General features: G+C 63.5%; 18 protein-coding genes and 2 tRNA genes. 7 read left to right on the plus strand and 13 right to left on the minus strand.

Features of this window, described 5'->3' with window-relative positions:
* The first annotated feature begins 110 nt into the window (after positions 1-110).
* The 7 genes from METFAM1_RS20160 to METFAM1_RS0108005 are packed head-to-tail and all read left to right on the plus strand — an operon-like array spanning position 111 to position 4,507.
* Positions 111-623, plus strand: a complete 513-nt coding sequence (locus METFAM1_RS20160; RefSeq protein WP_019919084.1) for a hypothetical protein — start codon at positions 111-113, stop codon at positions 621-623.
* Positions 620-1,177, plus strand: a complete 558-nt coding sequence (locus tag METFAM1_RS0107985) for a hypothetical protein (RefSeq protein WP_019919085.1) — start codon at positions 620-622, stop codon at positions 1,175-1,177. The genes METFAM1_RS20160 and METFAM1_RS0107985 overlap by 4 nt, the downstream gene beginning before the upstream one ends.
* Positions 1,170-2,237 carry a DUF5131 family protein gene (locus tag METFAM1_RS0107990; protein ID WP_019919086.1) on the plus strand — a complete coding sequence of 356 codons (1,068 nt, stop codon included), beginning with the start codon at positions 1,170-1,172 and terminating at the stop codon, positions 2,235-2,237. Before METFAM1_RS0107985 ends, METFAM1_RS0107990 begins: the two co-directional genes overlap by 8 nt.
* On the plus strand, positions 2,234-2,668 hold the full coding sequence (locus METFAM1_RS0107995) for a hypothetical protein (protein ID WP_019919087.1): 435 nt from the start codon (positions 2,234-2,236) through the stop codon (positions 2,666-2,668). Before METFAM1_RS0107990 ends, METFAM1_RS0107995 begins: the two co-directional genes overlap by 4 nt.
* Complete coding sequence (locus METFAM1_RS0108000; RefSeq protein ID WP_019919088.1) at positions 2,665-3,000, plus strand: hypothetical protein; 336 nt, start codon at positions 2,665-2,667, stop codon at positions 2,998-3,000. The genes METFAM1_RS0107995 and METFAM1_RS0108000 overlap by 4 nt, the downstream gene beginning before the upstream one ends.
* A complete protein-coding gene (locus tag METFAM1_RS20575; protein ID WP_198291421.1) occupies positions 3,000-3,452 on the plus strand; it encodes a hypothetical protein in 453 nt (150 codons plus the stop codon). The genes METFAM1_RS0108000 and METFAM1_RS20575 overlap by 1 nt, the downstream gene beginning before the upstream one ends.
* The gene (locus tag METFAM1_RS0108005) at positions 3,338-4,507 is read left to right on the plus strand and encodes a tyrosine-type recombinase/integrase (RefSeq protein ID WP_019919089.1); all 1,170 of its coding nucleotides are present in this window, start codon (positions 3,338-3,340) and stop codon (positions 4,505-4,507) included. Before METFAM1_RS20575 ends, METFAM1_RS0108005 begins: the two co-directional genes overlap by 115 nt.
* A gap of 66 nt (positions 4,508-4,573) precedes the next feature.
* Here METFAM1_RS0108005 and METFAM1_RS0108010 read toward each other — a convergent pair.
* From METFAM1_RS0108010 to METFAM1_RS0108070, 13 genes are all read right to left on the minus strand, one after another.
* Positions 4,574-4,650: transfer RNA gene (locus METFAM1_RS0108010), tRNA-Pro, on the minus strand.
* Positions 4,651-4,718: 68 nt separating this feature from the next.
* A complete protein-coding gene (locus METFAM1_RS0108015) occupies positions 4,719-5,087 on the minus strand; it encodes a MerR family transcriptional regulator (RefSeq protein ID WP_019919090.1) in 369 nt (122 codons plus the stop codon).
* On the minus strand, positions 5,071-5,379 hold the full coding sequence (locus tag METFAM1_RS0108020) for an integration host factor subunit alpha (protein ID WP_008062640.1): 309 nt from the start codon (positions 5,377-5,379) through the stop codon (positions 5,071-5,073). Before METFAM1_RS0108020 ends, METFAM1_RS0108015 begins: the two co-directional genes overlap by 17 nt.
* 33 nt (positions 5,380-5,412) lie before the next feature.
* On the minus strand, positions 5,413-7,782 hold the full coding sequence (gene pheT / locus METFAM1_RS0108025; protein WP_019919091.1) for a phenylalanine--tRNA ligase subunit beta: 2,370 nt from the start codon (positions 7,780-7,782) through the stop codon (positions 5,413-5,415).
* Between the two features lie 12 nt (positions 7,783-7,794).
* Positions 7,795-8,826, minus strand: coding sequence for a phenylalanine--tRNA ligase subunit alpha (gene pheS / locus METFAM1_RS0108030; RefSeq protein ID WP_019919092.1), 1,032 nt, complete (start codon positions 8,824-8,826; stop codon positions 7,795-7,797).
* 69 nt (positions 8,827-8,895) lie between these two features.
* Positions 8,896-9,255, minus strand: coding sequence for a 50S ribosomal protein L20 (gene rplT / locus METFAM1_RS0108035; protein WP_024300567.1), 360 nt, complete (start codon positions 9,253-9,255; stop codon positions 8,896-8,898).
* Positions 9,256-9,267: 12 nt separating this feature from the next.
* Positions 9,268-9,465, minus strand: coding sequence for a 50S ribosomal protein L35 (gene rpmI, locus METFAM1_RS0108040; RefSeq protein WP_019919094.1), 198 nt, complete (start codon positions 9,463-9,465; stop codon positions 9,268-9,270).
* A 164-nt stretch (positions 9,466-9,629) separates the two neighbouring features.
* A complete protein-coding gene (gene infC, locus METFAM1_RS0108045) occupies positions 9,630-10,217 on the minus strand; it encodes a translation initiation factor IF-3 (RefSeq protein ID WP_081627197.1) in 588 nt (195 codons plus the stop codon).
* Complete coding sequence (gene thrS / locus METFAM1_RS0108050) at positions 10,180-12,102, minus strand: threonine--tRNA ligase (RefSeq protein ID WP_019919096.1); 1,923 nt, start codon at positions 12,100-12,102, stop codon at positions 10,180-10,182. Before thrS ends, infC begins: the two co-directional genes overlap by 38 nt.
* A 196-nt stretch (positions 12,103-12,298) precedes the next feature.
* A tRNA-Val gene (locus METFAM1_RS0108055) sits at positions 12,299-12,375 on the minus strand.
* 65 nt (positions 12,376-12,440) lie between these two features.
* Positions 12,441-13,232, minus strand: coding sequence for a 3'-5' exonuclease (locus METFAM1_RS0108060; RefSeq protein WP_019919097.1), 792 nt, complete (start codon positions 13,230-13,232; stop codon positions 12,441-12,443).
* 40 nt (positions 13,233-13,272) lie between these two features.
* Positions 13,273-13,683, minus strand: a complete 411-nt coding sequence (locus tag METFAM1_RS0108065) for a YdbL family probable chaperone protein (RefSeq protein WP_019919098.1) — start codon at positions 13,681-13,683, stop codon at positions 13,273-13,275.
* A complete protein-coding gene (locus METFAM1_RS0108070; RefSeq protein WP_020647628.1) occupies positions 13,680-13,859 on the minus strand; it encodes a hypothetical protein in 180 nt (59 codons plus the stop codon). Before METFAM1_RS0108070 ends, METFAM1_RS0108065 begins: the two co-directional genes overlap by 4 nt.
* Positions 13,860-13,863: the final 4 nt, after the last annotated feature.

The following is a 13,863-nucleotide window of genomic DNA, read 5'->3' on the forward strand; positions in this document are numbered from 1 at the left end:
AAACCCAGGGGCCTATCCGTGAATGACTGGGCAGCACTGGCAAAGGCCCAGCGCAAGCGCGAGCGGAAGGCAGCGAAGCGTGCCGCCGAACTACACCGGGAGAAGACGCAATGAAGATGGCCAAGGCCTCGCAGGCCGATATCGAAATGGCGATGGAACTGGCCAACGCGCTGGAAGCGTTGTCCAGCCGCTGGGGCGCCACCATGCCGCAGAAGATCGCCGAGGCCGCCCTTGGCGTCACGGCGTTCTGCATCGATGACCCCGAGCACTGCCGGCGCGTGTGCGAGTACCTGATCAACCTGGGCCGCAGTGCATCGCTGTTCCGCGTGGTCATGGGCATGGCCGTCGTGCTCGACCCGCGCAACGAACTGCTGGACCCGGACGCCGACACGCTCGAAGCGCACCCGCGCATCCGGGCCGCACTGAGCGCGATCGAGCCGCTTCCGGAGGGATACGCCAAAGCCAGCGCAGCCGTCGCCACCGAGGCCGCTGTGCTGATCGAGCGAGCCAGGCGGGCGGGCGTGGTGCTGACCATCGAGACGGAGCCGCGACAGCCGCTCGCAATGGGGAACTACGACGTGGTGGTGCAGACCCGCGAGGCGCGGAAGGGAGGTGCCGCATGAAGACCCGCCCTGACATCCTCACCTACAGTGGCCACTACTTCAACTTCCTTGAACCCAACCCGGACACCATCGAGATTGAAGACATTGCGCAGGGTCTGTCGAAGGTCTGCCGCTTCGCTGGGCAGTCGCGCGCCTTCTACAGCGTCGCGCAGCACAGCGTGCACGTGTCCTACCTCGTCGCCGAGCTGGGCCATCCCGAGCACGCGCTGGCGGGGCTGCTGCACGACGCTGCGGAGGCCTACATCGGCGACGTCACGCGGCCGCTCAAGCAGTTGCTGCCGGACTATCGGCAGATCGAGAAGCGCATCGAGGCCGCCGTGTTCGCGCGCTTCGGCCTGCCGCCCGAACTACCGCCGGTCGTGAAGCAGGCCGACCTCATCATGCTCGCGACCGAGCAGCGCGATTTCATGGCGCCGCACGATGACCCCTGGTACTGCATCGAAGGCATCGAGCCGCAGGGCGCCCTGTCGGCCTGGGACCACGACCACGCGCGTGCCGCGTTCAGCGGACGGTTTCACCAGCTCGTGTGTGAGGCGGAGGTGTTCCATGTCTGACAAGACCGGAATCGAATGGACCGACGCAACCTGGAACCCTGTTACCGGGTGCGCGAAGGTCAGCCAGGGGTGCAAGCACTGCTACGCCGAACGTGAATGGCCGCGCATGACCAAGCTGGTGCCGGCCTATTCAGGCCGCGACTTCACCGACGTTCTGACGCACGGCGACCGGCTCGCCCAGCCTATCCGCTGGGCGAAACGCCGGATGATCTTCGTCAATAGCATGTCCGACCTGTTCCACCCGGCGGTGCCCGATGACTTCATCGACAGCGTGTTCGGCGTCATGTGGGCGTGCCTGTACGGCCGCAACGAACATGATGGCCATATTTTCCAGGTGCTGACGAAGCGTGCCGACCGCATGCGCGACTACTTCAGGACCGACCGGCGCGAAGCATGGGCGCGGTCAGCCGTGCATCACGGCGGCGGCATCGACCCCGATGGCATTTGGGATCAGACGATGAATTACGATGGGCCGCACCCGCGCATTTGGCTCGGCGTCAGTATCGAGGATCAGTCCGCGGCCGACGAGCGGATTCCGCTGCTGCTCGATACGCCGGCCGCCGTGCGCTGGATCAGCGCCGAGCCGATGCTGGGGCCGATTGACCTGACAGCGATTACGGTGCCGCGGAAGGTCGGCGTCGATGTGTTCGACTCGCTCTACTACGACGGCGCCCCTGACGATGACGTCGACGGCGGTACGTCCACGCTGGACTGGGTCATCTGCGGCGGCGAGAGCGGCCCGCACGCGCGGCCGATGCATCCGCACTGGGCTCGCGACTTGCGCGACCAGTGTGCGGCAGCCGGCGTGCCGTTCCTGTTCAAGCAGTGGGGCGAGTTCGGTCCGACACCGGACGATTGGCGGCTCAGTAACGGCGGCGTCGCGTTCCCAGAGGGCAGCATCTTCGCCGGCATGCCGTCGCGGCAGATTCACTGCAACTTCGACGACTACGCCACATCAAGCGACACCACGGCCGAACAGATGCTTCGCGTCGGCAAGAAGGCCGCCGGCCGCCTGCTCGACGGCCGGACACACGACGAGTTTCCGGAGACGCGATCTTGAGCGAATCCATCATCAAACCGAAACGCCCAACGGGCGAAGGCTGGCGTCGCGTGAAGCAAGTGCAAGCCGTCGCACAACTGGCAGCGATGGGCTTTCCGGCCGAAGCCTGGGTGCACCTCAATGGCCTTTTCGTAATTTCGGCCGTTGAGGTAACCGAGGTCGAACCGGGTAGCGAGGAGCTGGGGCCGGAATATCACATCAGCGTGAGCAAGATGGGGCAGCGCTGCACATCCGCCGAAGCATCGTGGGTACTGGCCCAGTTCGATCTGCTCGATGCCACCGAGGATAACCATGTGCCGAGCGGGCGCGTGCGCAACTTCTGGCGCCCTGTCGCTGACCGGCTGAGCGGCTACACCTGCCCGTGCCAAGACAACGAGCCGGCCATCCGGGAGGACAAGGGCGATTATGTGTGGCGAGGTGTGACGCGATGACCCAGGCCGACCGGCTGCGCCGCTACAACCGCTGGCGTCGCGGAGACAAGCGGCTCAAGCAGCCAGACCCGACCGCGCTGGGCGAACTGATCGATGCCGCCGCCAATCGGCTGGAAGTGCTGGAGCGCGAGCATCGTGATTACTTCGATCAGTGGCATGCGGAGCGCAGGAGGCGCGAGAAGCTGCTGAGCGACATCGAGCGCTGCTATCGGATGCTGCTGTCAGAGCCGGACACGAAAGTCGCGCTGGCCAAGGCGGAGAACATTCTGCGTGAGGCCATCGCGGAAGCGAAGATCACGACCACCAAAGCGCGCAGCGCGGAGAAAGTCTGATGTCCGCCCTGCCCGCCCTCGACGACAGCCCGCCGGCGCAACCACCGCGGGCGAAGGCCGAACCCTGGCCCCGCCTGATCCGCATCAGCCGAGCGCACACCTACCTGGGCATGTGCCGTCGCGTGTTCAATGCGACTGTGCGGCCGCACGTGCGCGTGGTGCGGATCGGCAAGCAGGGCAAGGCGGTCGACCGGCACGAACTGGATGCCTTCGCCGACGCCTACGTGGCCCGGCACGCGATTGACAAGGCGCCGCCCCCGGGCAATCCTGAGCCCGCGAGCGAGCGCCGCCATGCAACAGCAGGAGCAAAAAAACCATGGCGAGAACGGGAAAACGGATGTCGGGCCTCACGCAAAGGGACGGCATCTGGCACATCAACAAGGTCATCGACGGAGAACGGATTTACAAGAGCACTGGAACTGGTTCGCTCGAAGAAGCCGAGCAGATCCTGATTCACCTGCTGGACCAGCGCCGGCAGCAGAAGCTTTTCGGCGTCCGGCAGGTGAAGACCTGGCGCGATGCCGCGACGCGGTATCTGCTGGAGAATCAGGACATGCCGTCAATCGGGCTCACCGCCACGTACCTGGAGCAGCTGGACCCCTTCATCGGCGAACTGCCGGTGACGCACATCGACGACGACGCACTGGAGCCGTTCCGCCAGTGGATGCGCGAGGGCGGCAAGATGGCCAGCGGCAAGACGAAGAAGCCATCGTCACCGCGCACCATCAACATCGCCCTGCAGCGCGTCGTGCGCATCCTGCATCTGTGCGCACGCACCTGGCGCGACAACAACAAGCGCCCGTGGATCGATGTCGTGCCGGCGATCACGATGGAAACCGAGCGCGGCCGATCGCGCGAGCCGTACCCGATGGACTGGGACGAACAGCGCCTGCTGTTCGCCGAGCTGCCGGACTACCTCGAACGGATGGCGCTGTTCAACGTCAATTCGGGGGCGCGCGAGCAGGAGGTGTGCAAGCTGCGCTGGGACTGGGAAGTGAAGGTGCCCGAGCTGCAGACCAGCGTGTTCATCGTGCCGCCGGAGTTCGGCGGCCGAACGGAGCAGTCCGGCGTCAAGAACCGGGAATACCGGGTGCTGGTGCTGAACGACGTGGCACGCGGCGTGATCGATGGGCAGCGCGGCCTGGACGACGAATGGGTGTTCCCATACGGCGACGAGGGCGGACCGATGCACCGCATGAACGCCACAGCCTGGCGAAGCGCCCGCAACAGGGCCGCCGAAGCCTGGCAGGCCGAGTTCGGCAAACCCGCGCGGCAGGGCTTCAAGAAGCTGCGCGTGCATGACCTGAAGCACACCTTCGGCCGCAGGCTGCGTGCAGCGGGCGTGCCGAAGGAAGATCGTCAGGCGCTGCTGGGCCACAAGTCCGACAGCGTGACCACGCACTACTCGGCCGCCGAACTCGACGGCCTGATAGCGCAGGCGAATAAGGTATCGACCGCGAACCGGACGACGCCGACGCTGACGATCCTGCGAACTGCCGCGGCGTGAGTCGCGTAAAAGTCGCGTAGAAAAGAAAAAGGCCACTTCGAAAAGTGGCCTAAGTCCTTGATTTAATGGTCGGGGCGGCGGGATTCGAACTCGCGACCCCTTGCACCCCATGCAAGTGCGCTACCAGGCTGCGCTACGCCCCGACTCAGCCTGCAAGTATAACAGCGGACTGCCGCTTGAGGGGCCGCGATGCACTAAAAATGAAGTCCGTTCAGCTCAACAGATCGCGCAGCGCTTCGAGTTCGCTGCGCAGCGCGGCGACGTCGATTCCGCCAGTCGGTGCCGCTTCGGCTGCCGCCGCACGCGGATCGGAATCGTCGAGCCGGTTGCGCGCCCCGCTGATGGTGAAGCCTTCCTCGTACAGCAACTGGCGGATGCGACGCACCAGCAGCACTTCGTGGTGCTGGTAGTAGCGCCGGTTGCCGCGCCGCTTCACCGGCTTGAGCTGGGTGAATTCCTGTTCCCAGTAGCGCAGCACGTGCGGCTTCACGCCGCACAGTTCGCTGACTTCGCCGATCGTGAAATAGCGCTTGGCAGGAATTGCAGGCAGCGCCTGCGATTCCTTATTCGTCGTTTCCATCGTAGGCGATGCCCTCGACTGCCGACTTCAGTTTCTGACTGGCATGAAAGGTAACGACGCGACGCGCCGTGATCGGAATCTCTTCGCCGGTTTTCGGGTTGCGGCCGGGCCGCTGCGGCTTGTCGCGCAGCTGGAAATTACCGAAGCCCGACAGCTTCACGCCGTCGCCGCTTTCGAGCGCGTCGCGAATCTCGTCAAAAAATGCTTCGACCATATCTTTGGCTTCGCGCTTGTTCAGCCCTACCTGTTCGAACAGCATCTCCGCCAGTTCGGCCTTGGTCAGTGTGGTCATGCGGCTCCCTTCAACTTCTGTCGCCCTGCCGCCTCAGGCGCGCAGCCTTGCCCCGAACTCACGCTGTGCATAGCTCACCAGTTCATGCACGGCCGCGTCGACTTCCGCGTCCGCCAAAGTACGTTCAGTATCTTGCATAAGTATACGGAAAGCAAAGCTTTTTTCCGTATCCGCAATGCCTTTGCCCTGATACAGGTCGAACAGCGCAATGTCCTGCACGATGGCCGGCGCCACGCTGCGCAGACCGTCGAGCACAGCCGATGCGGCGGTCGTCCGCGGCAGCAGCAGCGCGATGTCGCGACGCACCGAGGGCTGACGCGACAACGTGCGATGTGCCGGCATCGGCACTTCGAGCAGCGGTTCGAGATCGAGTTCGAACAGCACCGGCGCCGAACCCAGCTCGTAACGCTGGACCAGTTCCGGGTGCAGCTCTCCGATGCAGCCGATGACCTGCCCGTCGAGGCTGACCGATGCAGATCGCCCCGGATGCAGAGCGGGATGACGCGCCACCGCGAAGGTCGCCTGACGCGGCCACAGCAGCGCCTCGACGTCGGCCTTCACGTCGAAGAAGTCGACCGCACGGGTAGCGACGCCCCACTGCTCGGCGCTGTCACCGCCCCAGGCCAGCGCCGCGATACGCAGCGTCTGTGCATAGCCGGCAACCGGCTGGGCACCGGCATCCTTCGCGAAACAGCGGCCGATCTCGAACACACGCACGCGCTCGGTCTGGCGACGGCGGTTGGTGGCGACGTTGTCGACCAGACCGCCGATCAGCGTCGAGCGCATGACCGACATCTGGCTGGCGATCGGATTGGCGAGCACGACCGGCGCATCGTTGCCGGCGAAGTCGCTTTCCCAGCGACGTTCGACGAAGGCGAAATTGATCACCTCCTGGTAGTCGCGGTCGGCCAGCAAGTGACGCAGTGCAAAGGCACCACGACGCGCTTCCGGCAGCACCGGCATCGCCAGGCGCCCCACCGGCGGCACGGTCGGGATGTTGTCGTAGCCGTGCAGACGCGCCAGTTCCTCGATCAGGTCTTCTTCGATACGCAGATCGAAGCGCCAGCTCGGCGGCTGCACGATGAAATCAGCGCCGTCGCGCGTGAATGCAAGGCCGAGGCGGCCGAGCAGCGCGGCGATCTGGTCGTCGCTGAAACGGATGCCGAGCACGCGCGCCGCGCGGGCCGGACGCAGCCGAACCGGATCGCGCGACGGCAGTGCGGTGATCTGGTCATCGACCGGACCGGCCTGGCCGCCACACAACTCAAGGATGAGCTGACTGACGCGCTCGACGCCGGCCACCGTGTCGGCGAAGTCGACACCGCGCTCGAAACGGTGCGCCGCTTCGCTGGAGAAGGCGTAACGACGGGCACGGCCCTGGATCGCGTCGGGCAGCCAGAAGGCAGCTTCGACATAGACATTGCGCGTGTCGTCGGTGCATGAGGTCGACGCGCCGCCCATGATGCCGGCGAAGCTCTCGACACCGGCGGCGTCGGCAATCACGCCGCAATCAGTGGTAAGTTCGATGGTCTGTTCGTTCAGTAGCACCAGCTTTTCGCCCGCCTTCGCCCAACGCACATGCAGGCCGCCCTGCACGCGATCAAGATCGAACACGTGGTTCGGGCGGTTCATTTCCAGCATCACGTAATTGGAAATGTCGACCAGCACCGAAATCGAGCGCATGCCCGCGCGCTCCAGGCGGCGCTTCATCCAGTCCGGTGTCGCCGCACGGGCGTTGACGCCCCGGATGACGCGACCTGAAAAGCGACCGCACAGATCTGCGTGCTCGACCTTCACCGGCAGTACGTCGGCGATGCTCACCGGCGCGGCTGCAATCGCCGGCAGGCTCAGTGGCGCACCGGTCAGCGCGGCGACCTCGCGGGCGATACCGGTCATGCCGAAGCAGTCCGCCCGGTTGGGCGTGAGCTTGATGACGAACACGTTGTCATCGAGATCGAGGTATTCACGGATGCTGGTACCCACCGGCGCGTCGGCCGGCAGCGCGAGCAGACCGGAGGCTTCTTCCGAGATACCCAGTTCGCGTGCCGAACACAGCATGCCGCTGCTTTCGACACCGCGCAGCTTGGCGCGCTTGATGTCGATGCCCGGCAGCTTCGCACCCACGGTAGCGCAGGGCACCTTCATGCCAGCGGCGACATTCGGTGCACCACAGACGATCTGCAGCGGCTCGCCACCCGCATTGACCTGGCAGACGCGCAGGCGATCGGCGTCCGGATGCGGTGCCACCGACAGCACTTCCGCAACCACGACGCCGGTGAAGGCGGCAGCCGCCGGATCCAGTTCCTCGACTTCGAGACCGGCCATCGTCAGCAGGTGAGACAGCGCGGCGGTGTCGATCTCCGGATCGACAAAGCTGCGCAACCACTTTTCGGAGAATTGCATGTCAGTGAAACCTCAGCGGAACTGGCTCAGGAAGCGCACGTCGCCGTCATAGAACAGGCGCAGGTCATTGATGCCATAGCGCAGCATGGTCAGGCGATCCGGGCCGAAGCCAAAGGCGAAGCCGGTGTAACGCTCGGCGTCGATGCCGCAGTGACCCAGCACGTTCGGATGCACCATGCCGCAGCCGGCGATCTCCAGCCAGCGCCCGGCCAGCGGCCCGCTCATGAAGGCGACATCGATTTCCGCCGACGGCTCGGTGAAGGGGAAGAAGGACGGGCGGAAGCGCACGTCCAGCTGATCGGTTTCGAAGAAACGATGCAGGAAGTCGCTCACCACACCCTTCAGGTCGGCGAAGCTGACCGATTCGCCGACCCACAGGCCTTCGACCTGATGGAACATCGGCGAATGCGTCGCATCGGAGTCGACCCGGTAGACGCGCCCAGGTGCAATGATGCGGATTTCCGGCATCACGTCGGCACCGGCGTGGCGCGCCACGTGCGCCTGCATGTAGCGAACCTGGATCGGGCTGGTATGAGTGCGCAGCATGACGTCGCTGGCACCCTCCAGATAGAAGGTGTCATGCATCGAACGCGCGGGGTGGTTTTCCGGCGTGTTCAAGGCGGTGAAGTTATGGAAGTCGGTTTCGATCTCGGGACCGTCGGCGACGTCGAAGCCGATGCCGCGGAACAAGGTCTCGATGCGCTCCAGCGTGCGCGATACCGGATGCAGACCGCCACGACCGCGGCCGCGGCCGGGCAGCGTGACGTCCAGCGCCTCTTCCGCGAGCCGCGCTTCGAGCGCCGCACGGCGCAGTGCTTCGCGGCGGGCTTCCAGCGCTGCCTCGACCTTCTGCTTGGCGACGTTGATCGCCGCACCCGCTTCCTTGCGCGCTTCGGGATCGAGCTTGCCGAGCCCCTTGAGCAGTTCGGTCAGGCTGCCCGACTTGCCGAGGTAGCGCGCCTTGACCTGCTCGAGCACGACCGCGTCGGCCGCGGCAGAAAAATCGGATTCAGCTTGCGAAACAAGGGCTTCCAGATCACTCATCGACTTCTACCCAGGTATTTCAGGGACAAAAAAAGGAGGCCTGGCCTCCTTTTTTTGCGTACGGGACGCTCAGGCGGCGAGCTTGGCCTTGGCCTGGTTCGCAATGGCTGCAAACGCAGCCTTATCGAACACGGCGAGGTCAGCCAGCACCTTGCGGTCCACCTGGATCGACGCCTTGTTCAGGCCGTTGATCAGCGTGGAGTAGGTCATGCCCAGTTCACGTGCGGCGGCGTTGATACGCACGATCCACAGCGAACGGAACTGACGCTTGCGTTGACGACGGTCGCGGTAGGCATATTGCCCCGCCTTCATCACCGCTTCTTTGGCGATCCGGTAGACACTGTTGCGACGGCCGCGGTAACCCTTGGCCTGGTCAAGAACTTTCTTATGACGGGCACGTGCCGTCACGCCACGTTTCACTCTCGGCATGGTTCGGCCTCCTTATGCGTAGGGCAACATGTTGCGGACGCGTGCGTCGTCCGTGGCGTGCACCGCCGTCGTACCGCGAAGCTGACGCTTCGACTTGGTGGTCTTCTTGGTGAGGATGTGGCGCTTGAACGCCTGCGAACGCTTGATGCTGCCGCTCGCCCGGACCTTGAAGCGCTTTGCAGCGCCCTTCTTGGTCTTCATCTTGGGCATGACAAAAACTCCATTTATGTCATCTTCACAGGTGGCCGCGAACCCCTCGCTGCACTTTCAGACCCGTGAACACTTGTTTTGCCGACACTGATGTGTCGGCGACGCGAGGCTTTTGCCTCGCGCATCGCCAGGTATCACCCCGGCAGATTCCTGAGAAGCGTCGGTCAAACCTTCTTCTTCTGGGGAGCCAGCACCATGATCAGCTGTCGCCCTTCAAGCTTCGGAAACTGCTCGACCACGGCCAGCGCTTCGAGATCAGTCTTCACGCGTTCCAGCAAGCGGATACCGAACTCCTGGTGCGCCATTTCACGACCGCGGAAACGAAGGGTCACCTTCGCCTTGTCGCCGTCCTGAAGAAAGCGGGTCAGGTTGCGCAGCTTGATCTGGTAGTCACCCTCGTCCGTACCCGGACGGAATTTGACTTCCTTGACCTGGATCTGCTTCTGCTTCGACTTCGCCTCGGCAGCACGCTTGGCTTCCTGGTACTTGAACTTGCCGAAGTCCATCAGACGACAGACCGGCGGCTTGGCAAGCGGCGCAATTTCGACCAGATCGAGCCCGGCCTCTTCCGCCATGGCCAATGCCTGGCGTGAAGACATGATTCCAAGCTGTTCGCCCTCGTCGCCTACGAGGCGGATTTCAGGGGCGTTGATCTCCGAATTGGTGCGCTGCGATTTTTGCTGACTGATGCTCGTACTCCCGAGACGAAAAAAATCAAGCCGTGCGATCGATGCCCCGGGAAGCGATTTCATCAGCGAAGCGCTGAATCAGGTCGCTCAAAGGCATCTGCCCGAGATCGATATTTCCGCGGGCACGCACGGCCACCACGTTGGCTGCCTTCTCCTTGTCGCCTACGACAATCTGGTAAGGCAGCTTTTGCAAGCTATGTTCGCGGATTTTATAGTTTATTTTCTCTCCGCGCAAATCGCATTCGACGCGCAGACCGGCGTCACGTAGCGCATTTGCAACGGTTTGAGCGTAATCGGCCTGGGCTTCGGTGATGCTCATCACGACGGCCTGCACCGGCGCGAGCCACAAAGGGAAGTTTCCAGCGTGGTTTTCGATCAGGATGCCGATGAAACGCTCAAGCGAACCGAGCACGGCGCGGTGCAGCATGACCGGTCGCTGGCGCGAGTTGTCCTCCGCCACGTACTCGGCGTGCAGACGCTCAGGCAGCACGAAGTCGAGCTGCAGCGTGCCGCACTGCCACGAGCGACCGATCGCGTCCTTGATGTGGTACTCGATCTTCGGACCATAGAAGGCCCCCTCGCCCGGCAGTTCCTCCCACTGCATGCCGGATGCCGACAGCGCATCCCGCAAGCCCGCCTCGGCGCGATCCCACACGTCGTCGGAACCGGCCCGCTTCGGCGGACGCAGCGACAGCTTGACCGCGACGTCGGTGAAGCCGAAATCGCGATACACGGTCTGCAGCAGTTCGTTGAAGGCGATCACTTCCGACGTGATCTGACCTTCGGTGCAGAAGATGTGCGCGTCGTCCTGCACGAAACCGCGCACGCGCATCAGGCCATGCAGCGCGCCGGACGGCTCGTTACGGTGGCAGGAGCCGAATTCGGCGATACGCAGCGGCAGGTCGCGGTAGGAGTGGAGCGTGTTGTTGAATATCTGCACGTGGCCCGGGCAGTTCATCGGCTTCACCGCGTAGTCGCGCTTCTCCGACTCGGTGGTGAACATATTCTCGCGGTAGTTTTCCCAGTGGCCGGACTTCTCCCACAGCACACGGTCCATCATCAGCGGCGTCTTCACTTCGCGGTAGCCGGCCTTGTCGAGCGCAGTGCGCATGTACTGCTCGATCTGCTGCCATACCACCCAGCCCTTCGGGTGCCAGAACACCATGCCCGGCGCCTCTTCCTGCATGTGAAAGAGGTCGAGCTGCTTGGCCAGGCGGCGGTGATCGCGCTTTTCCGCTTCTTCCAGCATGTTGAGGTAGGCGTCCTGCTCGTCCTTCTTCGCCCAAGCGGTGCCATAGATGCGCTGGAGCATTTCGTTCTTCGCGTCACCCCGCCAGTAGGCACCGGCCACCTTCATCAGCTTGAACACCTTCAGCTTGCCGGTGGACGGCACGTGCGGGCCGCGGCACAGGTCGATGAAATCGCCTTCGCGGTACAGCGATACGTCCTGGTCGGCCGGAATCGACGCGATGATTTCCGCCTTGTAGTGCTCGCCGATGGACTTGAAGAAGTCGACTGCCTTGTCGCGTTGCCACACCTCGCGCGACACCGGGATGTCCTTCTTCGCCAGTTCGGCCATGCGCTGTTCGATCGCCACCAGATCTTCCGGCGTGAATGGGCGCTTGTACGAGAAGTCGTAATAGAAACCGTTGTCGATCACCGGGCCGATAGTCACCTGGGCATCCGGGAACAGCTCCTTCACCGCGTAGGCCAGCAGGTGAGCCGTCGAGTGACGGATCATGTCGAGGCCATCGGCGTCCTTGTCGGTCACGATGGCCAGCTGCGCGTCGTTCTCGATGACGAAGGAGGTATCGACGAGCTTGCCGTCCACACGACCGGCCAAGGCCGCCTTCGCAAGACCTGCGCCGATCGATGCGGCGACGTCGCGTACGGTCACGGCGGATTCGAAACTGCGGACCGAACCATCAGGCAGGGTGATGTTGACCATGGTCTTGCTCCGGAAATCGGTAACGGGGATGTAATGAAATCTATGGACGAAAAAAAAGTGCGGCCTTGGCCGCACTTTTCTGTCTGCGCACGTCAGAACGTGCGTCTTTGGCTGCAGGCCTCAGGCAGTGATCGATACCGGGGTGAAACGAGTTCGCGGTGTCATAACGCTGCCTTTCAAGCCCTGCAGTGTGTGTTGGTAGGCGCGATTGGACTCGAACCAACGACCCCCACCATGTCAAGGTGGTGCTCTAACCAGCTGAGCTACGCGCCTGAAGAGAGGGCGCAAGTATAGCGAAATCTCGCCCCCGTTCAAGACATTTTTTCACGCCAGCGGAGTCAGGCTGTTTTCCACGCCGCCAGATATTCCTTCCAGTGATCACCCGGCTGGGTGGCCAGCCACTCGCGCACGAAAGCGATCTCGGCGTCGTACTGCGCGCGGTCAAGCACACCACGCATCAACTGGAAGCGCTGGAACACGAGGAAGGTGTTCAGCACGTCGGTTTCGCAGTAATCGCGGATGCCGGCAATCTCGCCGCGCTGCCAGGCACCCCATACCGCCGACCCATCCATGCCCAGCTTGCCGGGGAAACCGATCAGCTTCGCCAGATCGTCGAGCGGCGCATTGCCACGGCCCTGATACAGCGCGAGCAGGTCCATCAGATCGAGGTGACGCGAGTGGTAGCGGCTGATGTAGTTGTTCCACTTGAATTCGCGTGCATCCGGGCCATCGCCCTCGCCCATTTCCCAGTAGCGCGGCGCGGTCACGCCATGGATCAGGCCACGGTAGTGCAGCACCGGCAGGTCGAAGCCGGCGCCATTCCACGACACGATCTGCGGCGTCAGCTTCTCGATGCCCTCGTAGAAGCGCTGGATGATCTGGCCCTCGCCGTTCTCCGGCTCGGACAGCGACCATACTTTCAGCGACTTCGCATCGCGCAACGCGCACGAAATGACCACCACGCGCTGCAAGTGAAGGGGAAGAAAATCGTGACCGACGGCAGCGCGACGTTGCTGGAAGGCGAACTCCGCCACCTCTGCGTCGGACAGCTCATCCGGCAGATTGTTGAGCGCGCGGATGCCAGCGACGTCCGGAATGCTTTCGATATCGAATACGAGTACGGCGGCCATGAAAATCCCGTGATGACTTTGTGTTGTTGTTCGAATGTACTTACTTGCGCGACCACTGCCCGCCGGACTGGATGTACCAGCCCGATTGCGCGCGCTCGATCCAGCGCTGCGCAAAGGTCGAGCGGATATCCGTCTCCCATTCCGGGTGACCGTTGGCGCGGGCGATCTCGCGGTAGAGGGCGGCGCGGTCCGTGTTCTCCTGCGCAACAAGGCCCTGTACCGCCTGCCGTTGCGCCAGCGGCACTGCATTGGCATCGCGCAGCACGACGTTGCCGTCGGCACCCAGACCGACCGCACCAGACGCGTAATGCGGCGCAAGCTGCGTATGCCTTGCCTGCATGCTTGACTTGATCTGGCTGATCGCCGGCGTGTTGATTTCGATATTGCCCTGCGCCCATGCCGTCGCCGCCCACATCGCGCCGAGCAGGACCATGCGTTTCAGTGTGTTCATTGCTGGCTTCCTTCCGGCTGGGTCTTGCTGCCCTGTTCCTTCTTCAGCTGCCATACCTCGTCGATGATGCGGTCGGCTGCCTTCTCTGCGGCTGCAGCGGGGAAATAGATATTGATGGTGACGCACGCCGCCGACAGCGCAGCGCCCATCAACATCAGGCAGATCGTCCTGGTCATTGCA

The organism is Methyloversatilis discipulorum, from assembly GCF_000527135.1.
In the GTDB taxonomy this organism is placed as follows: Bacteria; Pseudomonadota; Gammaproteobacteria; order Burkholderiales; family Rhodocyclaceae; genus Methyloversatilis; species Methyloversatilis discipulorum.